The 24956-nt window shown below is 65.0% G+C and carries 21 protein-coding genes; 7 read left to right on the top strand and 14 right to left on the bottom strand.

The genetic code is table 11. From position 1 onward, the window contains the following. A complete protein-coding gene (locus ACFZAI_RS01960; protein WP_391565337.1) occupies positions 1 to 780 on the top strand; it encodes an SDR family oxidoreductase in 780 nt (259 codons plus the stop codon). 43 nt (positions 781 to 823) lie between these two features. Continuing rightward, positions 824 to 3325, top strand: coding sequence for a mechanosensitive ion channel domain-containing protein (locus tag ACFZAI_RS01955; RefSeq protein WP_391565336.1), 2502 nt, complete (start codon positions 824 to 826; stop codon positions 3323 to 3325). Here the strand turns inward: ACFZAI_RS01955 and ACFZAI_RS01950 are convergent. Continuing rightward, positions 3322 to 4494, bottom strand: a complete 1173-nt coding sequence (locus tag ACFZAI_RS01950; RefSeq protein WP_391565335.1) for a M20 aminoacylase family protein — start codon at positions 4492 to 4494, stop codon at positions 3322 to 3324. The genes ACFZAI_RS01955 and ACFZAI_RS01950 overlap by 4 nt on opposite strands. A 150-nt stretch (positions 4495 to 4644) precedes the next feature. On the opposite strand from ACFZAI_RS01950, the gene ACFZAI_RS01945 reads away from it, so the two are divergent. Both ACFZAI_RS01945 and ACFZAI_RS01940 read left to right on the top strand, forming a co-directional pair. Continuing rightward, on the top strand, positions 4645 to 5568 hold the full coding sequence (locus tag ACFZAI_RS01945) for a LysR family transcriptional regulator (protein WP_391565334.1): 924 nt from the start codon (positions 4645 to 4647) through the stop codon (positions 5566 to 5568). 178 nt (positions 5569 to 5746) lie between these two features. Continuing rightward, positions 5747 to 6754, top strand: coding sequence for a Bug family tripartite tricarboxylate transporter substrate binding protein (locus tag ACFZAI_RS01940; RefSeq protein WP_391565333.1), 1008 nt, complete (start codon positions 5747 to 5749; stop codon positions 6752 to 6754). A gap of 27 nt (positions 6755 to 6781) precedes the next feature. On the opposite strand, the gene ACFZAI_RS01935 is transcribed toward ACFZAI_RS01940, so the two are convergent. Continuing rightward, positions 6782 to 7246, bottom strand: coding sequence for an Lrp/AsnC family transcriptional regulator (locus ACFZAI_RS01935; RefSeq protein ID WP_391565332.1), 465 nt, complete (start codon positions 7244 to 7246; stop codon positions 6782 to 6784). A 178-nt stretch (positions 7247 to 7424) separates the two neighbouring features. Between ACFZAI_RS01935 and ACFZAI_RS01930 the strand changes: the two genes are divergently transcribed. After that, complete coding sequence (locus ACFZAI_RS01930) at positions 7425 to 8069, top strand: LysE family translocator (RefSeq protein WP_082387239.1); 645 nt, start codon at positions 7425 to 7427, stop codon at positions 8067 to 8069. 63 nt (positions 8070 to 8132) lie between these two features. Further along, positions 8133 to 9062 (top strand): EamA family transporter, encoded by a 930-nt coding sequence (locus ACFZAI_RS01925; protein ID WP_391565331.1) that lies wholly within the window; start codon positions 8133 to 8135, stop codon positions 9060 to 9062. A gap of 137 nt (positions 9063 to 9199) precedes the next feature. Here the strand turns inward: ACFZAI_RS01925 and ACFZAI_RS01920 are convergent, their stop codons facing one another. From ACFZAI_RS01920 to ACFZAI_RS01910, 3 genes are all read right to left on the bottom strand, one after another. Then, complete coding sequence (locus tag ACFZAI_RS01920; RefSeq protein ID WP_391565330.1) at positions 9200 to 10291, bottom strand: Bug family tripartite tricarboxylate transporter substrate binding protein; 1092 nt, start codon at positions 10289 to 10291, stop codon at positions 9200 to 9202. Positions 10292 to 10327: 36 nt separating this feature from the next. Then, on the bottom strand, positions 10328 to 11113 hold the full coding sequence (gene otnI, locus ACFZAI_RS01915) for a 2-oxo-tetronate isomerase (protein ID WP_391565329.1): 786 nt from the start codon (positions 11111 to 11113) through the stop codon (positions 10328 to 10330). 151 nt (positions 11114 to 11264) lie between these two features. Then, positions 11265 to 13304, bottom strand: coding sequence for a TonB-dependent receptor domain-containing protein (locus ACFZAI_RS01910; RefSeq protein WP_391566245.1), 2040 nt, complete (start codon positions 13302 to 13304; stop codon positions 11265 to 11267). A gap of 330 nt (positions 13305 to 13634) precedes the next feature. Here ACFZAI_RS01910 and ACFZAI_RS01905 point away from each other — a divergent pair, with 330 nt between their 5' ends. Further along, a complete protein-coding gene (locus tag ACFZAI_RS01905; protein WP_391565328.1) occupies positions 13635 to 14114 on the top strand; it encodes a VOC family protein in 480 nt (159 codons plus the stop codon). 40 nt (positions 14115 to 14154) lie between these two features. Here the strand turns inward: ACFZAI_RS01905 and ACFZAI_RS01900 are convergent, their stop codons facing one another. The 9 genes from ACFZAI_RS01900 to ACFZAI_RS01860 form a co-directional block, all read right to left on the bottom strand. Then, positions 14155 to 15204, bottom strand: coding sequence for an ABC transporter substrate-binding protein (locus ACFZAI_RS01900; RefSeq protein WP_391565327.1), 1050 nt, complete (start codon positions 15202 to 15204; stop codon positions 14155 to 14157). Between the two features lie 91 nt (positions 15205 to 15295). Continuing rightward, positions 15296 to 16315 (bottom strand): CobW family GTP-binding protein, encoded by a 1020-nt coding sequence (locus ACFZAI_RS01895; protein ID WP_391565326.1) that lies wholly within the window; start codon positions 16313 to 16315, stop codon positions 15296 to 15298. 1 nt (position 16316) lies between these two features. Further along, positions 16317 to 18023: an amidohydrolase family protein gene (locus tag ACFZAI_RS01890; RefSeq protein ID WP_391565325.1), complete on the bottom strand. Its 1707-nt coding sequence runs from the start codon at positions 18021 to 18023 to the stop codon at positions 16317 to 16319. Positions 18024 to 18028: 5 nt separating this feature from the next. Continuing rightward, positions 18029 to 19276, bottom strand: coding sequence for an amidohydrolase family protein (locus ACFZAI_RS01885; protein WP_391565324.1), 1248 nt, complete (start codon positions 19274 to 19276; stop codon positions 18029 to 18031). Positions 19277 to 19303: 27 nt separating this feature from the next. Continuing rightward, positions 19304 to 20185, bottom strand: a complete 882-nt coding sequence (locus ACFZAI_RS01880) for an ABC transporter permease (protein WP_054426973.1) — start codon at positions 20183 to 20185, stop codon at positions 19304 to 19306. Positions 20186 to 20193: 8 nt separating this feature from the next. Continuing rightward, positions 20194 to 21240 carry an ABC transporter ATP-binding protein gene (locus tag ACFZAI_RS01875; protein WP_391565323.1) on the bottom strand — a complete coding sequence of 349 codons (1047 nt, stop codon included), beginning with the start codon at positions 21238 to 21240 and terminating at the stop codon, positions 20194 to 20196. Positions 21241 to 21243: 3 nt separating this feature from the next. Continuing rightward, positions 21244 to 22107 (bottom strand): ABC transporter permease, encoded by an 864-nt coding sequence (locus tag ACFZAI_RS01870; RefSeq protein ID WP_391565322.1) that lies wholly within the window; start codon positions 22105 to 22107, stop codon positions 21244 to 21246. A gap of 251 nt (positions 22108 to 22358) precedes the next feature. After that, positions 22359 to 23456 (bottom strand): M14 family metallopeptidase, encoded by a 1098-nt coding sequence (locus ACFZAI_RS01865; RefSeq protein ID WP_391565321.1) that lies wholly within the window; start codon positions 23454 to 23456, stop codon positions 22359 to 22361. Beyond that, positions 23453 to 24892: an MFS transporter gene (locus tag ACFZAI_RS01860; protein ID WP_391565320.1), complete on the bottom strand. Its 1440-nt coding sequence runs from the start codon at positions 24890 to 24892 to the stop codon at positions 23453 to 23455. The genes ACFZAI_RS01865 and ACFZAI_RS01860 overlap by 4 nt, the downstream gene beginning before the upstream one ends. Between the last annotated feature and the right edge of the window lie 64 nt (positions 24893 to 24956).

Below are 24956 nucleotides of genomic sequence, written 5' to 3'. Positions count from 1 at the left end.
ATGACCGCCGCCCTGAAGTTCGCAGGCAAGGTCGCGCTGGTAACCGGCGCCAGCCGGGGCATCGGCGCGGAAATCGCGCGCAGCTTTGCGCGCGAAGGCGCCACCGTCGTCGTCAATTACCTGAGCAACGCCGAAGCCGCCAACGCCGTCGTGGCGCAGTGCGTGGCCGCAGGCGGCGACGCCTGGGCCGTGCAGGCCGACGTGGGGTCGGCGCACGCCGTACAAGCCATGGTTGACGGCATTGTGCAGGACGCCGGCCGGCTGGATATCGTCGTCAACAACGCCCTGCGCCATTACGCGTTTGATCCGCGCACGCGCACCGCGTTTGATGATCTGTCGTGGCGGCAGTACCAGTCGCAATTCGACGGCTCGGTTGGCGCGGCGTTCAACGTCTGCCGCGCCGCGCTGCCGCACTTCAAGCAACGCGCGCAAGGGTGCATCGTCAACATCGTCAGCAACCTGGTCGAGCATCCCGTCGTGCCGTATCACGACTACACCACCGCGAAGGCCGCGCTGGTGGCGTTCAGCCGCAACCTGGCGGCGGAACTTGGCCCCTACGGCGTCCGGGTCAATTGCGTGGCCCCGGGTTTGGTCTACCCAACCGACGCCAGCGGCGGCACGCAGGAAGCGTTTCGCGAACAGCTGATCGCCGCCACCCCGCTGCGGCGCATCGCCCGTCCCGAGGACGTCGCCGGGCCGGTGCTGTTCCTGGCCTCCGGCTGGAGCGGCTTCATGACAGGGCAAGTCCTGTTCGTGGACGGCGGACTGGTGATGCGCTAGAGTGGGAAACCCCCGGTTCGCAGCATCCTGACGGAGTCGCGACATGCGCGTCCGAGCACGAATTCTCAACGGTTTGTTCGGATGGATGCTGTGCCTGCCTAGCCTCGTCAGCGCGCAGGCCACGCCGGCCCCCACTCCCCCAGCCGCCCCCGCGCCTGCCACCGCCGCCATCATCACCATGGCGGAAATTCCGCTTCGGGCGGACACCGACCTGCGCTACGCGGAAGGCGTGCTTCAGCGCGTGGCCACGACGGACCCAGGCGCCACCCTCAGCCCCCCGTTGGACGCCATCGCCAAGTCAGCGGACGAAAAACTCTACGAATTCCAGCCGGCCCAACTGCGCACGCTGCCCATCATGCGCGTGGAAAGCCTGGAGCGGCATTGGATCTTTGACGCGCGCCGCCTGGCGCGCTGGCATGCCGACCTGCGCCAAGCGACGGCGTGGTACGCCACCGACGCGGCCGAACTGTTCCGCCGCCATGCCGCGTGGCAGGCCATCAAAGACTCGCCCACCGCCGCCAGCCTGCCACCCGCGCTGGCCGACCGCGTGGACGCCGTCCTGGCGCAGCTGACTGCGGCGGGCCAGGCGCTATCAGGGCCGCTATCCCGCCAGGTCGAGCTTGAACAACGCGCCAACGCCATCGAAGAACGCATCAAGGCCGGCCAGCGCCAAGTGGCCGATGCCATCAACGATATTGATGCGCGTCTGATGCGGGTGGACTCCCCGCCCCTGTGGGACCTGGGCAAGACGCGGGACGACAGCGAAGGCACCCTGGCCTTGCTGCGTACCGGGCTGGACATCGAATTGCGTTTCGCGCGTGACTACGGCGCGGCGGACAGCGGCAATCAGCGCGCGCTGCATGTGCTGCAAGTGCTGCTGTTGCCGCTGCTGCTGTGGCTAGCCAGAAAAAGCCGCGATGCGATACGCGCAGGCGTCATGAGCGAAACGGCGGCGGGCGTACTGGGCCGCCCGCTATCCACCTGGCTGCTGCTGTCGATGCTGGGCGTTCTGGCGCTGGAGCCGGATGCGCCACTGATGGTGCAGCAGGTGGCGCTGGTGCTGGCCGCCGTGCCTGTGTTGCGCCTGCTGCCGCCCGCCGCGCGGCGGCAGCTGGACGAATGGCCGCGCGTGATCACCGCGCTGTTCCTGGCGGAGCGGCTGGGTTTCCTATTCCTGGCCAACACCTCGTTTTATCGCCTATCCACGGTGGCGCTGACGGCGCTGGCGCTGGCCGCCATTCTTTGGCTGCTGCACCGGACCCGGCACCAGACCACGCCCGCCGCCTCCGCGCGGCTGGCAAGTATCCTGCGGGCCATTGCGTGGGGCGCAGCCACGGTGCTGTGCGTGTCCCTGGCAGCCAACGTGTTCGGCAACGTATCGCTGGCCGAAATGCTGACCAGCGCCGTCATCGGCTGCGGTTACTTCGGGCTGGTGCTGTACGCCGGCGTCACGGTCATCATCACGCTGCTGCAACTGCTGCTGACACGCCAGGGCATTTCACGTTTCCGGCTGGCGCGCGAACATGCGCCGCCGCTTGTGCAGTTGATGATCCGCCTGCTGACCGCCGCCGCCGCCGTGGGCTGGGCCGTGTACGCCATGGACCGCTTCCGCATCCTGCGGGCCACCTACGCGTTCATGACCGAGGTGCTGTCCTACACGCTGACGGTCGGCGAAATCTCGATCAGCCTGGGCAACGTTCTGGTGTTCCTGATCTCGGTGGTAATCGCATTCTGGGCCGCGCGCACCATCCGTTTGATCCTGCACGATGAAGTGCTGACACGCATGGCGTTGCCGCGCGGCGTGGGCAATAGCATCGCGTCGCTGACGTACTACCTGGTGCTGCTGCTGGGCCTGGGCATTGCGCTGTCTGCGGCGGGCTTTCAGACCAGCCAGCTCACCATTGTGTTCGGCGCGTTGGGCGTAGGGATCGGGTTCGGCCTGCAAAACGTGGTGAACAACTTCGTGTCGGGCTTGATTCTGATGTTCGAACGGCCGGTGCAGCCGGGCGATGTGGTCGACATTGCCGGCACATCAGGACAAGTGCGCGACATCGGCATGCGCGCCACGCGCATCAAGACGTTTGAAGGCGCCGACGTGATCGTGCCCAACGGCACGCTGTTATCGGAAAAACTGACGAACTGGACGATGCTGGACCGCAGCCGCCGCATTGAAGTCAGCATCGGGCTGGCCTATGGCACTGAACCGCGCCGGGTCATTGAACTGCTGGACCCCGTCGCCCGCCAGACGCCGGGGGTGGTGACGGAACCCGCGCCCACCGTGCTATTCATGGGCTTTGGCGCCAGCACGCTGGACTTCAGCATCCGCGCCTGGACTTACGACTTCGACCGCTGGATCGACATCCGCAGCGACCTCATGACGCGCATGTACGACGCGCTGCGCGAAGCCGGCATCGAGATCCCGTTTCCGCAGCGCGATTTGCATCTACGGTCGGTGTCCGATAAAGCCAGCGCCGCGCTAGGCGCCGGACGCAGAACCGGCGAACCCGGTCCCAACTTATCCGATTCCGACGCTCAGGCGCGTTAGACCGGCATCGCCATCTTCACCAGCTCTACCCAGTAGTGCGCGCCCAACGGCAAGATATCGTCATTGAAGTCGTAGTACGGGTTATGCACAGGCGGGTTGTCTTGCCCCGGACGCGCCGCGCCAATGAACACATAAGCGCCCGGACGCTGCTCCAGCATGTACGCGAAATCTTCCGACCCCATGCGCGGCGTGCAAGCCGTATCCACCTTGTCTTCACCCACCACGCGCGCGGCGGCGCGAGCGGCCAGCGCCACCTCGGCTTGCGTGTTGACGCATGCCGGATAGCCGCGAAACACCTGCACGTCGATGGCGGCGCCCGACGTCAACGCCACCCCCGCGCACACCTCGCGCAAGCGGCGCTCGGCCAGGTCGCGCGTGGCGGCGGTCAACGTGCGGCAGCTGCCGCGCAACATCACACTGTTAGGCACCACGTTCCAGGTGTCGCCCGCGTGAATCTGCGTCAGGCTCAACGCCAACGAATCGGTCGGTTTCACGTTGCGGCTGACGATGGTCTGCATCGCCAACACAAGCTGCGCCGCCGCCACGATGGGGTCCACGCCGTGCTCGGGCTGGGCGGCGTGGCAACCCTTGCCGGTGACGTTGATTTCATAGGTGTCGCAGTTGGCCATCACCGTGCCCACGCGCGTGGACACCGTGCCGAATGGCAGATTGGGCGAGTTATGTAGCGCGAACACGGCCTCGCACGGGAACTGATCAAACAGCCCGTCCCGCACCATGGCGAGCCCTCCGCCCGCGTGTTCTTCGGCGGGCTGGAAGATCAGGTGCAAGGTGCCGCGCCACTGCGGATCGGCCGCAAGGTGACGGGCCGCGCCCAGCAGCATGGCGGTATGGCCATCGTGGCCGCAGCCATGCATCTTGCCGGGGATGGTTGAGCGGTGCGACGCATCGCCCAATTCCTGCATGTCGAGCGCGTCCATGTCGGCGCGCAATCCAATCACCGGCCCGTTGCCGCGCGTCAGCGTGCCGACCACGCCGGTGCGTCCCAAGCCGCGATGCACCGTGGCGCCTACCCGTTCCAGCTCGCGCGCCACCACGTCGGCGGTGCGAAATTCACAGAAGGCGGTCTCGGGATGGGCGTGCAGGTCGCGACGCCATTCGCGCATAAGGCGCAGCAATTCCGGGCTGACGGGCGATTCGACGATGGCCATGGCGGTGTCTCCGTAGGGCGGGCTTGGGGGAAATACGCCTATCGACTATAGACAGCCGCGGGTACAAAGCCGATAGCAATGATCACGCCTTATCGATGCGGTTTTTGCAACGATTCAATCCCACGCCACGACCCGGCAAGGAACCCCGTCATGGACGATGTCCTGGAATTCAAGCGCACCTTGTGCCTGCTGCAAGTGATCGAGACCGGCACCTTGCGCGCCGCCGCCGATCAGCTGAACACCGACCCCTCCGCCATCAGCCGCGCCATCGCCCGCCTGGAGGCGGACACCGGGCTGACGCTTTTGGAACGCCGTGGGCGCGGCGTGGTGCCCACGGATGCGGGGCGGCTGGTGGCGCTGTTCGCGCGCCGCCAGCAAGATCTGAACGAGTCGTTCCAGGCCGAGGTGAACAACTTGAAAAGCGCCACGCGCGGCCATGTGGAGCTGGCGCTGGGCGAAGGCTTTGTCGACATGCTGCTGGAACCCGTGCTGCTGACATTCGTGCGCAAGCACCCGGACATCACCTACAGCATCCACGTGGCTGGCACCAATGAAACCGTGCGGTGCATCGTCGAGGAACGCGCGCAGATCGCCCTGGCGTTCCAGCCGCCTAACGACGTGCGGCTGCGTTCGCATTATTCGCGCCCCGCGCCCATGCGCGTGCATGTCCACAAAGACCATCCGCTGGCGCGCTCCCGCCGGGCCTTGCGCCTGTCGGATCTGGCGCCTTACGGCTGGGCCGCGATGGACGAATCGTTCGGCGTGCGCCAGCACATCCAGGCCGCCGAGCTGGATGAGAACGTCAAGCTCAAGCCCGCGCTGCTGACAAACTCGTTCAAGATCCTGTGGGAATTCGCCAGCCAGGGCCTGGGCTATGTGGTGAACCCGTTGTCGATGCCGTTAAAGGGTGCGCAGTTTCGCCAGATGGTGTCGCTGCCGCTGGCCAACCCCATCCTGAACAACAGCCGCACGCATGTGATCAGCCTGGCGGGCCGCCATCTGCCGCCCGCCACCGCCAGCATGCTGCGCCATATCCTGAAGGCATTTCCCGCGCTGGAATCCCGGCGCGCGTGATCAGGGTTGATGGAGGGTGCAGGGGCTTGGGGTGGATTTGGCGCATCCATCGTTGCGGTTTTCACAATGATCCAACCTGCGCCGCGTCATTGATGCGGGCAAACGCCGCTGCCTAGACTGCATGCAGCAGCCACGATATCCGGCTGCTTCACAACAGCAATGACAAGGGAGAAGCAGCATGCGTTGGACCCTACCGCCCCTCCTCGCCCGGGCCGCCGCGCTAGGCGTGTTATGCGTTTCCGCATTCACCGCCGCGTCGCTGGCGCACGCCGCGGACTACCCGACAAAAAAGCCCCTGAGCCTGATCGTGCCCTATCCGGCCGGCGGCGCCAGCGACGCGTCCGCGCGGCAGTTCGGCGTACACATCGCCCATGCGCTCAAGCAACAGGTCGTGGTGGAAAACGTGGGCGGCGGCGCGGGCATGCTGGGCGCGCGGCGCGTCTTGACCAGCGCCCCTGACGGCTACACGTTTCTGCATGGTTCCGCCAATGAAATCATCTTGAGCCCCTTTCTGAATGCGGCTGCGCATTACAAGCCCGAAGACTTCCGGCTGACGCAACCGATCAGCGAGGCCACCATCGTGCTGCTCGCGCGCGCCGACCTGCCGGTGGACGACGTCGACGCGTTCATCGCCTACGCCAAGCGCCCGGGCGCCAAGCCGCTGACGTTCGGCAGCGTGGGCGTGGGCTCGCTGTACCACATCATGACCGAGTACCTGGGCCGCCGCGTCGGCGCGGAATTTCTGCACGTGCCGTACCGGGGCGCAGCGCCCGCGCTGCAAGACCTGATCGGGCGTCAGGTGGATTTCGCCGTGCTGCCATACCAGCAGGCCATGGAAGGCATGGCGGCGCAAGGGCAGCTGAAAATCCTGACCAGCTTCTCCGATACGCTGCCCGCCCCGCTGGCAAAGCTGCCGCTCATCTCGCGCAGCAAGACCATTCCTGATTTCGTCTACACGATTGCGGGCGGCTACTACGTGCGCCAGGACACGCCCGCGCCCGAAGTGGACACGCTGCGCCGCGCCGTCGGCTATGCGCTGGAGCAGCCCGAGCTGCGCACGCGCATGGAAGCCGAAGGACGCTTGCTGCTGCAACCGATGAGCCAGCAGGATGCCGATGCCTACGCCGTGGCGCAGGTGGCCAAGTATCAGGAAATGATCCAGACGCTAGGGCTGAAACCGATGTAGCGGCTGCGCGGGCGATGCCGGCAAGGGTTAAACCGACACCGGCACCGTCAACCCGTTCTTCACCCGGTTCATCACGACCAGCGTCGAAAACCGTTTGACGTTGGGGTTGCCCCAGAAGTGGCGCTGCGCGAAGACTTCGTATTCCGCCATGTCGGCCATGGTCAGGGTCAGCACAAAATCCACTTCGCCCGTGACCGACAGGCACTGCATGATTTCCGGCGCGCCCTGCATGGCGCGCTTGAAGAGATCCAGCTTGTCGGCGCGCTCGCTTTCCAGCGACACCAGCACCACCATCATGATGCCGCGCCCCACCGCGGCCGGGTCCACGACCGACACGTCGGCCGTCACCACCTTGGCTTCACGCAGCCGCTTCATGCGGCGCAGGCACGATACCGGCGACAGGTTCACGCGCTGGGCAACGTCCTGGCTGGTGCGCTGGTTGTCTTCTTGCAGGCTTTGCAAGATTTGAAGGTCGAAGTCGTCTAGTTCCATGAGGGTCTCGGAACGCAGGGGAAGCAGGAGCAGATTCTAATCCTGACGGCGACGCAACCCGGCCCCATTTCGACGGGAAACTTCATTTCGCCCCCTCCGGACGCAGGAATTCATCAAGCCGCTTGCTTACACTGGGAACCCACCCCCCGCGCTGCGGGATTTCCAGCCGTATCCCGCAATGCCCTCACTTCAGTTGTTCCTGCTTTTCCTCGCCGCCGACGCGGCGCTTAAACTCACGCCCGGCCCCGACATGGCGCTGACGCTATCGCGGGGCATGACCCAAGGGTTCCGCCCTGCATTCCACAGCGTGCTGGGCAACGTGGCGGCCGGTTTCATCCAGGTGCCAGCCGTGGTGCTGGGGCTGGCGTCGGTGCTGCAAGCCTTTCCGACGCTGTTCGTGGGCATCAAGGCGGCGGGCGGCTTGTATCTGGGTTACCTGGGCGTGAAAGCCATCATCCGCTGCGCGCAGTCGGCCGACGTGTCGTTGTCGGCACGCCCTGGCGATGCGCGCGACGCCTTCTGGCAAGGCTTCATGACGAACCTGCTGAACCCGAAGGTGCTGCTGTTCATGATCGCCTTCCTGCCGCAGTTCACCACGCCGGATAACGGGCCGGTATGGATTCAGATGCTGGTGCTGGGCGTCACCATGAAGGTGCTGAGCCTGCCCTATGGCAGTTGCTTTGCCTACGGCGCGTCGCGCATCCGGGGGTGGGTCGGGCGCAATCCGTGGTTCTTGCGGATGCAGCAAGGCTTGCTTGGCGCCATCATGCTCGGCCTGGCGCTGTATGTGCTTTACTCCACGGCCGCGAACCCCATCCCGTGATGCCTGGGCAACGCCCTTTTGATATTTGCTCCGCCCCAACGTTTTGAGCTTCACCCCGCTTCCATGACCGCCGCCACCTTGAACTCCGGGCAAAACGCCTCGGCCTCCACCCTGCTCCCCACGCTGTCGCTGATCGGCGCGATGGCGTCTTTGTGCATCGGCACGTCGTTTGCCAAGTCGCTGTTTCCCGAAGTGGGAGCGCAAGGCACGACGGCGTATCGCATTGTCATCGGCGCCATCATCCTGATTGCGTTCTGGCGCCCGTGGCGTTTTCCGCTGACCCGTCAAAACGCCGGCAAGATCGCGCTGTACGGGGTGACGCTGGCGTGCATGAATCTGCTGTTCTATATGGCGTTGCAAACGCTGCCGCTGGGGGTGGCCATCGCCATCGAATTCACCGGCCCGCTGACCTTGGCGGTGGTCTTATCGCGGCGCGCAATCGACTTCGTCTGGATCGCCTGTGCGCTGGCCGGCCTGGTGCTGCTGATTCCCACCGGCCAATCGGTCCATGACCTGGACCCCACCGGCATTGCCTATGCGTTGGCGGCGGCGGTGTGCTGGGCGCTGTACATCATCTTCGGCAAGATGGCCGGCAATGTGCACGGCGGCCAGGCCACATCGCTGGGCCTGCTGGCGGCCGCCATGGTCGCGCTGCCCGTGGGCGCGGCGCATGCGGGCATGGCCTTGCTGGACCCGAAGCTGATTCTGGCCGGCATCGGCGTGGGCATCCTGTCCAGCGCGCTGCCGTACTCGCTGGAAATGGTGGCGTTGCGGCGCTTGCCGCAAAAGACGTTTGGCGTGCTGCTCAGCATGGAACCTGCCATGGGCGCGCTGGCCGGCGTCGTCGTGTTGAACGAACATCTGAGCCAGACGCAATGGCTGGCCATCTGCGGCATCATCATTGCGTCGGCGGGTTGCGCGGCGACAGCGCAGCGTGGGAAGAAGCGGGCGGCGGCGCAATCAGGGAAGCAGCGCGCTGCCGCGCGGGACTAGGCGTCTGGGTCGCGTGTCTGGGTCGCGCGTCTGGGGCAAGCGTCTGGGTCACGCGTCTGGATCGCACGTCTTGGTCGCACGTCTGGGTCGCGTGTCTGGATATCGCACCAACGCCGCCTGCGGCCCCCGCTTGGCGCTTACTCCGCCGATATGCCCTTATGGCGGATCACCGCGCCCCAGCGCTCGTATTCCTCGCGCGTGAACGCCGCGAATTCCCGTGGCGTGCTGCCCGTGGGCTCCATGCCTTGCAGGGTCAGCTGCTTGACCACGTCGGGCGACTTCAACGCGGCGACAATCGCGCGGCTGAGCTTGTCGACGATGGGTGCGGGCGTACCCGCCGGCGCCACGACGGCTTGCCAAGCCGCAGCCTCGAACGTATGCCCACCCGCTTCGGCAAACGTCGGCACGTCGGGTAACTGCGCCGAGCGCTTTGCGGCAGGCACCGCAATCGCACGCAGCTTGCCCGCCTGAATCAACGGACGCGCGGCGGCCAAGTCGGCCATCATCAGCGGCACCACCCCCGACGCCACGTCCTGCAACGCGGGCGGCGTGCCCTTGTACGGAATCGCGGTGGCGCGCCCGCCTATGGATTCCAGGAACAATTCCATCGCCAGATGATGCGGGCTGCCCACGCCCAGCGACGCATAACTGCCTGGCTGCGCGCGGCGCAGATACGCCATGACGGCCGGCATATCGTCCAGGCCGGAACCGGGAGACGTCACCAGCACAATCGGCAACGACACCAGCGTCGAGACCGGCGTGAAATCGCGGCCCGCCGCGTACGGCAGCTGCTTGTACAGCCACGGGTTCAGCGCCAGCGTGCTCATGCCCGCCGTCATCAGCGTGTAGCCGTCGGGCGCGGCGCGCGCGGTTTCCTGGGCGGCGACGATGGTGGCCGCACCGGGGCGGTTTTCAACGACGATCGGCTGCCCCAGCGATTCGCCCACATGCTTGGCGACGATGCGGGTGGCAATATCGCTGCCGCCGCCCGCACTGAACGGCACCAGCCAACGGATGGGGTGGTCGGGATACTCCGCCGCGCACGCGGCAGCGGCTGCGCCTGTCAACGCAACGGCCATCAAGGCGCGGGACAACGCAAGGGGCAGCGCACGGGACAACGCACGGGGCATCACACGAAACACCGCACGAAACAACGCACTGAACAACGCACTGAACAACGCACAAGATGGCGCAAACGCCGCAACGCGCGGCAACAAACTTCGGGTCATGTCAGATTTCCTGGACTTATTGTTTGATGAACTGCATCAGGCGCGCGCGGCGTTCAGCCATCGCAAGCCGGCCGAGGTGGCGCCGGCCGGCCGGTATTCGCAGCCGATCCAACCGGCATATTCCAGCTCGCGCAGCACGTTGAAAATCCAGCCGTAATCAAGTTCGCCGCGATCCGGTTCCTGACGCAGCGGCACGCCCGCAATCTGCAAATGCCCCACGCGGCCGGTCGGCAAATATTCCCGCAGCTTGGTGGTGACGTCGCCCTCGACGATCTGGCAATGATAAAGGTCCATCTGCACTTTCAGATTGGACGCGTTCACCGCCTGCACAATCGCATGCGCATCGTCCTGACGGTTCAGAAAATATCCGGGGATGTCGCGGGTGTTGATGGGTTCGATCAACAGGGTGACGCCCACCGACCGCGCCTGGCGCGCGGCCCAGTCCAGGTTCTCGTAATAGCAATCCAGCAAGGTCTGGCGCGAGGCCTCTGCGGGCGCGATACCCGCCATCACATGCACGTTCGAGCAAGACAGCGTGGTGGCGTAAGCCAGCGCCTGCTCAATGCCCGCGCGAAATTCCGACTGCCGCCCCGGCAAGGCGGCCAGCCCGCGATCCCCCTGTCTTGCCACGCCGGGCGGCGCGTTGAACAGCACCTGCGACACGCCGGCCGCGTCCATGCGTTCGCGCACGAAGGCGGCGGGCTCCTCATACGGGAACATGCATTCCACACCGGTATAGCCGTCAGAGGCGGCGGCGGCATAGCGGTCCAGGAACGCGTGTTCCTGATACATCATCGACAGATTGGCGGCGAATTTCAGCATGGCGGGGCTCCGTACCGGGCGGCATCCCGGCAACTTAGCACACCGCCGCGCGGTCCAGGCTCATGGCGCGGCGCAACAAACAAACGCCGGGGCATCAGGCCCCGGCGCGGTGTTTGCAGGCGGGCGTCTTGACGTGACGCCCTTGCCCTTTTTAATACGTCAGCCGCACGCCCAACATCACGCTGCGGCCGGGCAGCGGCGCCACCGACGAGATAAACGAGGCGTGGTTGTAGGCCAGTTTGTTCAGCAGGTTGGCGCCGCGCAGATAGACTTCGTAGCCCGTCTCGTTGTAGCGGCCGCGGTAGGCGACGACGGCGTTGACCAGGTTGTAGCCCGGTGTGCTGTCTTCATACGACGCGATGTCTTTTTGCGAGAACACGCGCGCGTATTCCACGCCGCCCGACCACTGATCCCATTTCACATTCCCGCGCACCCCTGCGCGCGCTGCCGGAATGCGCGGCAGGTTGCCGTCGCCGCCCGTCAGCTTGCCGCGCACGTAGTCGCCGAACACGGCGGCCGAGAACACCGGCGTGAACTGGTGGCGCAGCTCGCCTTCCACGCCCGTGAATTCTGCGTCGCGCTGCGTGTATTCGATCAGGCGGAAGTCTTCGTAGCGGTCCAGCGTATTGGCGTAGATGTAGTTCTTCACGCGGTTGTGGAACACGCTGGCCGAGAACGTGGTGTCGCCCGAATGCTTGCGCAAGGTCAGGTCGATGTTGTGCGACGTTTCGCGGCCCAGGTCGGCGTTGCCGAGCTCGTAGGTATTGGTGGCCAGGTGCACGCCGTCAGCGTAAAGCTCTTGCGCGTTGGGCAGACGTTGCGAACGCGACAGCGACAGCGCCACCGAGTACTGCGGGGCGAAGTCCCAAATGGCCGCGGCCGACAAGGACGTGCCAGACAAGCTGCTGCGCGGCGCGCCGCCTTCCGGCGAAATGCGCTGCCAGTCCTGACGCGCGCCCACTTCAAAGCGCCAGTCGTTCAGCTGATATTCCTCAAGCACGAACAAGCCGTTCGAACGCGTGCGGCTGCGCGGCAAAAAGGCCTCTTCGCCTTCGGCGCGAAAATCGCTATAGGCGTTTTGCAAACCCACCACGCCGCGCCAGCCGGCAATCGGCTTGTGCTGCAATTCCACGCGCAAGTCGTAGCCTTTGTTCTTGAAGCGCGTGCCGACTTGGCCGCCTTCAATCTCGTCGTGCTGATAGTCGGTCAGACCGCCGCGCACGCGTATCTTTTCAAAGCCGGCGAACGGGTCTTGATATTCGGCGCGCAGATCCAGGCGGTTGCTGCGCAGCTTCACGTACGGCACGCCGCCGTGTTCATGATCATGATCGTGGTCATGGCCTGCTTCTTCGTGGTCGTGGTCGTGGTCGTGGTCGTGGTCGTGGTCGTCGTGGCCGCCGCAATGCAGGTGCGTGCCGTGCGGGTGGCAGCCTTCGTATTCGTGGTTGTGTCCCGGCAAGCCGTATTTGCTTTCCAGATGCGTGAACGCCAGGCCGACGTAACCGCGCGGGGTGATCCACGACATGCCGACGGAGCCCTGCGTGGATTCGCTGTACGACCCTTCAAGCTTGCCGCCCGGCCAATCGGGCACGTCGTAATCGCTGGTGCGGCGCTTCATGCCTTCGACGCGCACGGCGAACTGGCCTTCCCCCGCCGTGATGCCGACCGCGCCGGAACGTTCCTTGGTACCCGTCGCGCCGCGCAACTCGGCTTCGGCCTCGATGCCCTTTTCTGGCACAGCGGTCGGAATCTTCTTGTCCACCACGTTGACCACGCCACCAATTGCGCCGCCGCCGTAGAGCAAGGTCGCGGGGCCACGCAGCACTTCAATGCGCTCGGCAAGCAGCGGTTCGACGGTTACCGCGTGATCAGGGGAAATGCTGGAGGCGTCCATCACCTCAGACCCATCAGACAGCACCTTCACACGCGGCGCACTTTGGCCCCGGATCACCGGACGGCTCGCGCCGCCGCCAAACGTGTCGCTATTCACGCCCGGCAAATTCTTCAGCGTTTCACCCAGCGTGCCGGTGCGCTGCTCAATCAGCGCATCGCCTTCCAACACGGAAGCGGGCAGCGTGGTGCTGTTCAAGTCCAACCCCAAGGGATTGGCGGACACGGTAATGGGCGCCAGCGTCTTCGCCCGTTGCGGATCGGTTTCGGACTCGGCCTGCGCCACCGGCGCAATCAGCATCAACGAGCAGACCAGCGGTTTCAGACTGCCCCCGCGCGGCTTGCGGCCGCCCGTCGCGTTGCGGCTTCCCTTCTTGAACCCCAGCTTCTTGCCTTTCATCTACGTTCTCTCGGATGTTATATCATTACAAATAGCTGACGAATGATATAACATTTCATCATCAACGCAATCGGCTTTTGGCAAAAACGTGACATTTGAAACCGAGCTTTGGCGACGCCGAATTAGCGAAATGATGCGGGTATTCTGAGCAATACGAAAACCCGTTCCCGCAATTTGCGCCGGTTGTTCGGGCGTCAGCGATGGCGGGTAACCCACAACAGGAGACCCCCAATGATTCCCAAGAATACGATCTGCCTTTGGTTCGATGGCACCGCGCTGGAGGCCGCGCAGTTTTACGCGAAGACGTTCCCCGATAGCTCCGTGGACGCGGTTCACCAAGCGCCGTCCGACTACCCTTCAGGCAAGGAAGGTGAAGTGCTGACGGTGCAATTCACCGTAATGGGTATACCGTGCCTGGGCCTGAATGGCGGCCCGGCGTTTCAGCACAACGAGTCGTTTTCATTTCAGGTCGCCACTGACGACCAGGCGGAGACCGACCGCTTGTGGAACGCCATCGTCGAAAATGGCGGCCAGGAAAGCGAGTGCGGCTGGTGCAAGGATAAGTGGGGCCTGTCGTGGCAGATCACGCCGCGTGTGTTGACCGAGGCGTACACGGGCGCCGACCGCGCGGCCGCCAAGCGCGTCTTCGAAGCCATGATGACGATGGGCAAGATCGACGTCGCGAAGATCGAGGCGGCGCGCCGCGGCTGATAGGCGCGGCGTAGGGCCGGACGCGCCGGCCCCCCCCGCCTCAACCCGCCTTGAATTCCTTGTTCCAGAATTCCAGCATGTCGGCTTTGCCTTCGGTCAGGCCCTTTAGATCGTAGGCATGCAGCAGCTTCACTTCGGCGTCGGTGAAGCCCACGCGCTTTAAGTTTTCCGGCAGCGTGGCGTTGGTGACCGTCGGCGCGTAGCCCATTTTTTCGGCAAAGCCGATCTGGCCTTGCGGGTCGAGCATGGCGTTCAGGTATTCCCACGCCGCGTCCTTGTTGCGGCTGTTCTTCGCCACGCCCGATTCGAACGACACCGGCACCGAGCCTTCCTTCGGGATCACAAAGCCCAGCGGCAGGCCGCTGTCTTTCCATTGCAGGGCGCGGGCTTTCCACATGCAGGCGATGGCGATTTCGCCGGATTTGAAGGCGGACGCCACCGCCTCGTTGGACGGATAGATGCGCGGCGCGTTGGGCTTGAGCTTGGCCAGGAAGCGCTTGCCGCCATCAAACGTCTTGGTGTCGCCGCCCGCGCCCAGGCCGACGAAGACGGCGTTGTACAGGTACAGAATGTCGGAGAAGCCCACCTGACCCTTCCATTTCGGGTCCAGCAGCACTTCCAGCGAATCCGGCGGCGTGGGGAATTTTTCGGTGTTGTAGACCAGCGTCATCGCGCTGAAGATGTGCGGAATCGAGTACGGCGTTTTCAGCGCGGCAATGGCGTGCGCCAGATTCGGCAACTTCTTTACGTCGATGGGTTCCAGCGTGCCGGAGCGTTCGGCGTCGTACATGTCGACTTCGCCCAGCAGCGCCACGTCCATGCTGCCGCGACGCGAGTTCTTCTCAGCGCGCAGCTTGGTCACACGGCCGACCGCGTTGCCGGTGTCGTACACCACCTTCACGCCCTGTTTCTCGACGATGGGGTTGATGATCTGTTGCAGCAGGTTTTGGTAATCGCCGCCCCACGTGCCCACGACGAGTTCTTTTTCAGCGGCGTGCGCCATGCCCGGCACCCAGCCCAGCGCGGGTGCCAGCGCCAGGCCGGAGGCGGTCTTGATGAAGCCACGGCGAGTCAGGTTTTTCTCTTGCATAACAACCTCGTATCGAAGGGGACTGACGACTTGCTACGGTGCGGGTGCGCGGGCGGCTGTGCCCGCCGCGCGCCCGGGTTTTTAAATAAATTCAGGCCAACATCTCGACTGGCGCGTCGGGTGCGGACGCGCGGATGTCGTCCACGTCGATATCGCGCGCGATGACGATGATGGCGTCGCGCGCATCGGGTTGACGCGTCAGCCGCTGCGGCGCGCTGAAGGTGGTGCCCACCGACTGGATCAAAATGGGCTCGGCGCATTCGGTCACGCGCACGACCGCTTTCACCCGCAAAAGGCGTTCGCCGCACAAGCCCGCCAGGTTATCCAGCCACTCGGAAAAATCTGTCCAGCTGATACCCTCGCGGGCGCGTGCGGCCATGACGCGGATGCGGGGGTGCGCGGCGGTGCGCGCAGCGTTTTTAATGGCACCACCCCCGGCGCCACCCCCAGCACCACCCGCAATCAGCATGCGCGCGGCCAACCCCGCCAGGTCCGCCACGCCTTGCGACGGCGCGAATGCCGCTTGCACGGCCTGGCGGCGGTCGGGGTCGGCAATGACCAGCGCCAACGGGTTCAACGCGGCGGCGCGCTCGGCGCGGGCGTGAAGCAGGGACGCCGGCAACAGATCGGTTTTCGTCAGCACAATGCGATGCGCCGCGCCGAACTGCGCCATGGCTTCATCCATCTCGGCCAGCGCGTCAGGATCGCGCGCGCAATCATCGGTGCAGACGACCGTCAGCCGCAGGCCCCGGCTGGCCAATTCAGGGTCGGCCAGCGACGCAATGATGGGGCCGGGCCGCGACAAGCCGCTGCATTCCAGAACCACACGCTGCAACGGCCCCGCGCCTTCGGGGCGCGGTGCGTCCAGCAAGGCGCTCAGGGTGTAGACCAGATCGCTGCGCAACGAGCAGCACACGCAGCCATTGGCCATCAGCGTCATCGGCACGTTGTCGCTGTCATTGGCGACGATGGCGCCGTCCACGCCGATTTCGCCCGCCTCGTTGACGATCACCCCCGTATCGCGCGAGGCGGGGTCGCGCAGGTAATCCACCAGCAGCGTGGTCTTGCCGCTGCCCAGAAAACCGCACAAGAGGAATAGATCGACAGCCATATCAAACGGCCTCGCCGGCGCTGTCGCAGGGTGAACCGGCGGGTGAACCGCGAAGCGAACCACCAGTTGCCCCACCAGTTGCCCCACTCGGTGACCCACCCACGGGAGGACGCTCGCCATCGGGGTCTTCCGCCCAGCTGTCCTTGACCATCTTGCGCACGTCCGCCAGCAGTTCGGCGGTGTCGTACACCACGCCAGACTTGATGGTGGTGCGCAGGCAGCGCTGCCATTCCACCTTGGCCGTGTCGTCGTTCAGACGCATGGCGCCGGTGCCGAACAGCAGCTTGAAATCGGTCAACGGATTTTGATCGTGAATCAGCAGGTCGGCGCGCTTTAGCACGTCGATGGAGCCGGTGTCGTCATCGATGCCCAGCAACGCCGCGCTTTGCGACGTGGCGGCGCGCAGCACTTCAATGGGGTGGAAGCCGGCCTCTTGCAGCAGTTCCAGCTCGCGCACAAAGCCGAAGCCGTAGATCTGGAAGATGAAACCGGAATCGCTGCCGGCGCATACGCGGCCGCCAAGATTCTTGTATTCGTTGATGAACTGCATCCACAGCCGGTAGTTCTGCTTCCACTCGATCTCGTTGGTGGTGCTCCAGCGATACCAGTACGCGCCGTGCCCGCCGCGCTGCGGCTGGAAGTACTTCCACACCGCCTTCCACGTGTAGTCGTCGTGCCAGTCAGCGCGGCGCGCGCGCATCAGGTCGCGGTTGGCGTCGTAGATGTTGAAGGTAGGCACGAACGTGTGGCCGAGTTCAAGGAATTGGTCCATGACCTGGCGCCACTTGGCCGAGCCCGGTTGGGCGGCCTGCATGAAGGTCTGCCCGGCCACGGCGAAGCGGTAGTACTCGTCGCTGTAGTTGTAGTCAGTGGGAAACGACTGCACCACGCGGTCTTCGAATAGCGCTTCGGGCAGGCCGTAATAGTGTTCGGAACTGGTCAGCCCCCAGCGCGCGGACTTCAACGCGTTCACGCGGGTGACGGCCATCTGCGCGTGGTGGCAGCCCGAGCGCAAACCCAGTTGCGCGGCTTCGTCCAGCGCGGCTTCCATGATGGCGGGCGGCGCGCCAAAGAACTTGATGCCGTCCGCACCACGCGCAGCCAGCTTGCGCACCCATTCGCGGCCCTGCTCCGGTGTGTGGATGGTTTTCACGCGGTCGTTCACGGCCGGAAAGACGGAATGCACGATCATGCGCGGCGCGGCGATCTTGTTGGCGGCGGATAGCTCGCGCTGCTCCATCGTCCAGCCCAGCCCGCCCATCGCGCCCATCTCGCGCACCGTGGTCACCCCGTGCGCCAGCCACAGTTTGTAGATGTAGTCAGCGGGCGGCACGATGCCGCTCATGGCGTGATACGGCGTGCCGATGTGCGCGTGCGCATCCACAAAACCGGGGGTGACGAACTTGCCGTGGCAATCAATTTCGTGGTCGCCCGGACCCGGGCGGCGTTTGGGGTCGATGGCCTTGTGCGGCGTGCCCACGTTGACCAGCGCGGTGATGCGGTCGTTTTCAATCACGATGTCGACCGGCCCCCAAGGCGGCGCGCCCGTGCCATCGATGATTGTCGCCCCGCGCAGGATCAGCCGGGGAAACGGCCCCAGCCCGCGGTCGCGCGACACCGGCGCCGTCGGCGGATGCCATCCCTTGGCGGCGTTGACGTCGCGGGATTCCTCACCGACTTCCGATTGTGAAAACGTGGGATCGCTCATGGCGCTTACACCCCCAGACCGTTATGTTCAATGACGCCGCCCTTCATGATCAGCGCCAGATGCTCGCCCTGCCCCAGCAGGCAAGACAGGTCGCGGTACGGGTTGCCATCCACCAGCAGCACGTCCGCCAACGCGCCCGGCTGAATGCGGCCAAGCTGGCCGACCTGGTTCAGCACTTCGGCCGCGGTGGTGGTGGCGCACTGAATGACTTCCTGCGCGGACAAGACTTCGTTGCGTATGCGGAATTCATCGCTTTGCAGGCGCTGCGACGGGCCGAGCAGATCCGAGCCATAGCCGATCTTCACGCCCGCTTTCTTGTAGATTTCAAGCGAATGCAGGCCCGCGGTGCGCACGGTGGCAATCTTCGCAACCGAGTCCGGCGGCAGGCCGTAGTCGGCGCCTTCGTTGGCCAGCGCTTCGTAGGTGACCAGCGTGGGCACAACAAACGCGCCCTTCTCGGCCATGAAGCGCGCCACGCGTTCATCCACCAGGTTGCCGTGTTCAATCGTGCGCACGCCGTTGCGAATGGCGCGTTCGATGGCGTCGGCGGTGTAGGAGTGCGCCATCACATACGTCTGGCGGCTGGCGGCTTCTTCGACGATGACGCGGATTTCTTCTTCCGAATAGCCGTAGGACGCGATGGGGTCGGTGGGCGACGCCACACCCCCCGAGGCCATCATCTTGATCTGGTCCGCGCCCATTTGCAGTTCCTGGCGCACGGCCTTGCGCACGTCGTCGATGCCGTCGGCCACACGGCCGATGTCGCCCGCGCGGAAGCAGCAGCCGCAGAAGCTCATCGGACGCAGATGGTCGGAACGCGGACGCGGGTCGCCATGGCCGCCCGTCTGGCTGATGGCGCGGCCCGAAATGAACAGGCGCGGCCCCTTCACCGTGCCTTCGTTGACGGCGCACTTCAGGCCCCAGCCCGCGCCGCCCGCATCACGCACGGTGGTGAAGCCGCGGCGCAGCATCGCCGCCATGATGGGCACGGCGCGCATCATCACCAGCGCATCAGGCAGCACGCCCTGCGTGCTCAGGTTCAGCTGCGTGGCCAGCACGTGCACGTGCAGGTCGATCAGGCCGGGCATGAGCGTGCGGCCCGCGGCGTCGATCACCTGCGCCGACGCGCTGGTAATCGGCGTGTCTGACACTTCCTTGATGACGCCGTCCTCGACCAGCACATGGTGGCCTTCCAGCAGGTCGGCCTGCAAGGGATCAAGCAGGTTCGCGTTCTTGAACAATACGGATGCCATGGAATTTCCTTGTTAGGGGAGCCAGGATCAAGACGCCATGGTCTTGATGTAGCGCCGATGAATCAGCCAATTCGAGATCAGTGCAATGACCAGCGTGCCGCACACCAGAATGACGGCCAGCGCCGCGCCAAATGGCCAGTTCGACGCGCGCGTGATCTGGTCATAGAGCGCGGGCGCCATCATCGTCAGGCCGGAGCCGCCCAGCAGCACGGGCGTGGCGTAGGCGTTCATGCACAAGATGAACACCAGCATCGTGCCCGCCGCCACGCCCGGCGCGGCAATGGGCAGCACAATGCGGCGAAACGTCGTGAAGAAATTCGCGCCCACGTTGCGGGCGGCTTCCTCGACCGATAAGTCCATGCCTTCCAGCACGCTTTGCAAGGTAAGGATCAGGTAGGGCATGACGACGGCGGTGGTGCCGATGACAACCGCTGTGGGCGTGTACATCAGCGTGATGGGTTTATCGACCAGCCCCAGCCCCAGCAACACCGCGTTCACCACGCCCGCGTTGCCCAGCGCCACCATCCAGCCCGCCGCGCGCACCACGTTGCCCACCATCAGCGGGAACACCAGCAGAATCACGAACAGGCTCTTGTATTTGCTTTGCGTGCGCGCCAGGAAGTACGCCACCGGAAAGCCCAGCACCAGCGCCAGCACGGTGCACAGCGCGGCCACCCAGAGCGTTGTGAAGAAGATGTCGCGGTAGTACGGGTCGCCGAAAAACTTGGCGTAGTTCTCGAAGGTGAAGGCGGTTTGCATCAGCTCCGCCGGATCGAAATGATTGAAGCTGTAGCGCGCCAGTTGCAGGATGGGAACCAGGATGATCACCAGCACCACCAGCGACGCCGGAAACGCCAGCCCCGGCCCCAACCAACGGCTGGGCCGCCCGTCTTGTGTTGCAGTCGTCATGGCGGCTCCTATTGCGTGAAGGCCACGCAGTCTTCGGGCTCGAAGCACGCGTACACGCGCGCGCCCGGCGCCGGTTGCGCGCGGCTTGCGCCACCATTGACGATCTGGCTGATCATGCGGTTGCCGCCTTCGAGCTGCACGCGCACTTCCAGCACCGACCCCAGATACAACGACGATTCCACCACGCCCGCCAAGGCGTTGCCGCCCGCGGGCTGCTCGGCGAGCCGCACGCGTTCCGGCCGCACGCCCACGTGCGTCGCGCCCGCGCCGCCCGGCGTGGTGATGCGCTGCCCCGCGTCGGTGTGGAACTGGTTGTCGGCCTGGCCCCGGCCCGTGAAGACGTTCATCTTGCCCAGGAAGTCGGCCACGAAAAGATTGGCGGGGCGCTCGTACAGCGTGGCGGGTGCGCCCACCTGCTGCACGATGCCGTCATGCATGATGGCCATGCGGTCGGCAATGGCCAGCGCTTCTTCCTGGTCGTGCGTGACGAACACGGTGGTCAGGCCCAGACGCTGCTGCAAGGATCGAATCTCTTCGCGCACTTCCAGCCGCAGCTTGGCGTCCAGGTTGGACAAGGGCTCGTCCAGCAAAAAGACTTTGGGTTCGATGGCCAACGCGCGCGCAATCGCCACGCGCTGCTGCTGGCCGCCAGACAACTGGCGGGGATAGCGGTCACGCAGCTCGGTCATGCGCACCATGTCCAGCACGCGGCGGATCTTGGCGTCGCGGTCGGCCTTGGGCACCTTGTGCATTTCCAGCCCGAAGGCCACGTTCTCGGCCACCGTCATGTGCGGAAACAGCGCGTAGCGCTGGAACACCATGCCGGTATCGCGCTTGTGCACGGGCAGCCGGGTGACGTCGGTGTCGCCGATGCGGATGCGGCCTGCGGTGGGGGTGATGAAGCCGGCAATCATGCGCAGCGTGGTGGTCTTGCCGCAGCCGCTGGGGCCCAGGAACGTCACCAGCTCGCCTTCGGCGATCTCCAGCGAAAAGTCGGACACCGCCACCGCCGAGCCGAATTGCTTGCGGATATTCTCGATTGAGACCTTCGCCATTTCTTACACCACCTGACTGAGTTTCACATAGCGGTCGGTCACAAGCATGATGATCCCCAACAGCAAGATTTGCACCGATGCCACCGAAGCGATGGTCGGGTCCAGATTGAATTCCAGGTACTGCATGATGGCGATCGGCAGCGTGGTGCGGCCCGGTCCCACCAGCGATAGCGACAGCTCAAGGTTTTCGAACGACACCACGAAACTGAACAGCGCCGCGGCCACAATCGACGGGCGCAGCATGGGCAGCGTCACACGCATGAACGCGACCGGCGCGCTTGCGCCCAGGTTGCGCGCGGCTTCCTCGATGGAGCCGTCCAGCCCGGCCATGCCGGCCGTGACCAGCCGCACGGTCCAGGGTATCGTCAAGCAGACGTGCGCAATGACCAGCCCGCCGAACGTGCCGATGATGTCTTGGTCCAGCACCTCTTCGGCGCGCAGGTAAAAGAGATAGATGCCCACGCCCGCGACGATGCCGGGAATCAGCAGCGGCGACAGCAGCAAGGTGTTGACGCCCTTGCTGCCCTGGAAGCGATAGCGCGCAATGCCGACCGCGGCCAGCACGCCCATGACGACGCCAATGCCGGCGGCCACCAGCGACACTTGCAGGCTGAACAGAAAGCCATTGGCGAACGCGGGGTTCTGCCACGCTTTCACGTACCAGGACAGCGTGTAGCCGGACGGGGGAAAGTAGAGAATGGCGTCCTTGAAGAAGCTCAGCCAAACCACCAGCACGATGGGGCAGAGCATGAACGCATACATCAGGACGACGAAGACCCGGTGCAGCCACGTTGCCCACGGGATCACGCGGATGGGCGTAACCCGGGTGGCCGCAACGGCCGGGTCCAAAGGAGGCGCGCTATGCAAATCCAGATTCCTTGTCAGCGAGGTGCCGGCTCGGTGTGAAACTCCTCCTGGAACTCTTCGGTTCACTTGGTTAACCAAAGCATATCGATGGGTTGCTGCTCGACTCAACTAGGGATAACCCACGCGCTTTGCAACTCGCGGGTAATCCCTGAAATTCCGAAAAAAGAGGTGCAACCTACCGCAGTGCAATAGCCTGATGAGGTGCAACCCGGTGTAATGATTCGGGTTGCTGCAATGCCCGCCTGCCCGGCTTACCGCGCGGCTTCCAAGCCGCACAAGGCTTGCAATACCGCAACGCGGCTTTGCCCCAGCACCATGCCGTGCCAGTCATACGCGTGGCAATAGAACGCGTCTTGCGTGGCTTGCAGGATGTCGCGGCGCAATGCGGGCGGCGCATCGGGATTGGCCCGCAGCCAGTTGCGCCCGCGCAGCGCCAGCACGATGTCATCGAACGGCACCGTGCCGTATTCCAGCGCCATCAGCGTGGGCGAAGAATCGGGGCACGCTTGATAGATCAAGCCGGCCAGATGCCCGGTGATGTCCACCGACGCCGAGCTGCCCTGATACGGCACCGCAATATCCGCGCCCCACCACTGCCGCGCGCGCGCCACTTCCGCATCATTACGCCGCCCGGCGTAGATTTTTTCACCGTGGCCGCGCGGACCCAGCCCCGTGTGCACGTCGATCCAGCCGATGTGCGCGTAGCGGCTGGCGTGCGTTTCCAGGATGCGGCGCAGGTTCAACAGCGACGCCGCCGGGCGCGCGCCGCCGTAGAACAAGCCGTCAGCGTGCGTGTACTGGCCGCGCGACACGGCCTGCGCGAAGGCAGGTTGCCCGTGCTCGGCCACGTAGCGGGCAATGTCGCGCTGGTTGCTTTCCGATGGCGGCCATTCTGCGGGCAGCAGCAGCGGATGCAACGCGGCATAGCCCGGGTTGACGGGCAGCGGCGTGCCGTCAAAGGGCTGGGCGTTGCGGTTCAGGTCGACGTTGCCTTCATCGGTGCGCGCCATCCACGAGAAGCCATACGGGTTCACCGCGTGCACCAGCAGCAACGCCACGCCCGCTTGCGTGGCGCGCTTGATCATGGCGGCGTCATCCATCAGCGAAAACTGGCAGCCCGCGCCGCAGAACCCTTCCACGCCGTGCGTCGCCGACGTCATGATCAGCAGGCGTTGCGCGTCCGGCGCGCCCAGCAGCGCCACGTCGGTGGCCAGCGCTTCGCCCTCGCTGCCCACATCCGAAATGGGATAGGACGCAACGGCGGCGCCCAGGCGCGCGGCGTCGGCCAGGAAGCGGTCGCGGGACTCGGCGTAGCTGCGGGGGAAGTAACTCGTGCTGCTGGGCATCATGGCTCCTGCGTATCGATGACGTGGCCGGTGCGGTCCTGAATCCAGAACAGCACCACGGTGGAAAGCGTCACCGTCACCATCAAGTACCAGGCAGGCGCCATGGGATTGCCGGTGACGTGCAGCAGCCAGGTCACGAAGAACTGGGCGAAGCCGCCAAAGACCGAGATGCCCAGACCATACACGACCGACATCCCCGTCGTGCGCACGGCCTTGGGAAAGAGTTCGGGCAACATCGTGATCACCGGCGCGGTCTGTAGCGCCAGCAAAATGGCCAGCAGCGCAATCACCGTCATCAGCCGTTCGGTGCTGGGTGCGGACACCAGCCATTGAAAGCACGGCAGCAAGGCGCACACCGTGGCGGCGCGCGACCAGAAGATGACCTTCTTGCGCCCCACGCGATCGGCCAGCATGCCGACAAACGGCGCGATGACAAAGCCGATTGCGCCCAGCACCACGCTGGCGAACAGCGTGGAGGTGGCGGGCAGGCCCAATTCCTTATTGGCATAGGCCGGCATGTAGAAGCCAATGATTTGCGCGCACACCATGCCGCCGATCACCAGCAAAATGCCTTTGACGATTTGCGCCTTGTGTTCGGCAAAGACCAAACGCAGCGGCTGATGCTGCGACGCGGCTGGCGAGGGCTTCGAGGTGAGCGGGGTTTGCGAGCTGTGCGATGTATGCGAGCTGTGCGGGGTGTGCGAGCTGTGCGGGGTGTGCGAGCTGTGCGCGGTTTGGGCATTCTGAGAGGATGTGAAGGTGTTCGCAGGCTCCAGCGTCTCTTCCAGGTTGCGGCGAATGTACGCGCCCACCGGCACGGTCAGGATGCCGATCACGAACGGCACGCGCCAGCCCCAGGCCTGCATCTGCTCCTTGCTGAGCGCCGCCGTCAGCAGCGCCACCGTCAGCGCGCCCAGCATCACGCCCAGCGACTGGCTGCCGAACTGCCAGCTGGAATAAAACCCGCGCTTGTCCGCGGGCGCGTGCTCCACCAGCAGCGTGGTGGACGCGCCGACCTCGCCACCCGCGGCGAAGCCCTGAATCAGCCGCGCCAGCACCATCAGCACGGGGCCGGCGACGCCCATCTGGGCGTAGGTGGGCGCGGCCGCAATCAACGCACAGCCCAGCCCCATCAGCCACAACGTCAATGTCATGGCGGCGCGGCGGCCATGGCGGTCGGCATAGGAACCAATCAGCATGCCGCCAACGGGCCGCATCAGAAAGCCCACGCCGAACGTGGCGGTGGTAAGCAGCAACTGCCCGTAGGCTGACGCAGCCGGAAAGAACAGCGGCCCGATCACCAGCATCAGGAACGTGAAGACGGTGAAGTCAAAGAACTCCAGCGCGTTGCCAATAGTGGTGCCGGCGATCACGCGCCGGCGCATGGCGCTTGAATGCAGATCCTGCCGGCCGGGCGCGGCGGCAATGGCGATAGACATGTTTTCCCCTTGATGTCCGTTTTTCCGGGCGGCCGGTCCGTGAACCCGGACGCTGTAACCGCCC

This window comes from Achromobacter sp. NPDC008082, assembly GCF_042957345.1.
Lineage (GTDB): Bacteria > Pseudomonadota > Gammaproteobacteria > Burkholderiales > Burkholderiaceae_B > Achromobacter > Achromobacter kerstersii_A.
Note: the sequence above shows the minus strand (reverse complement) of the source record. Positions and strands in the feature narration are given on the sequence as shown.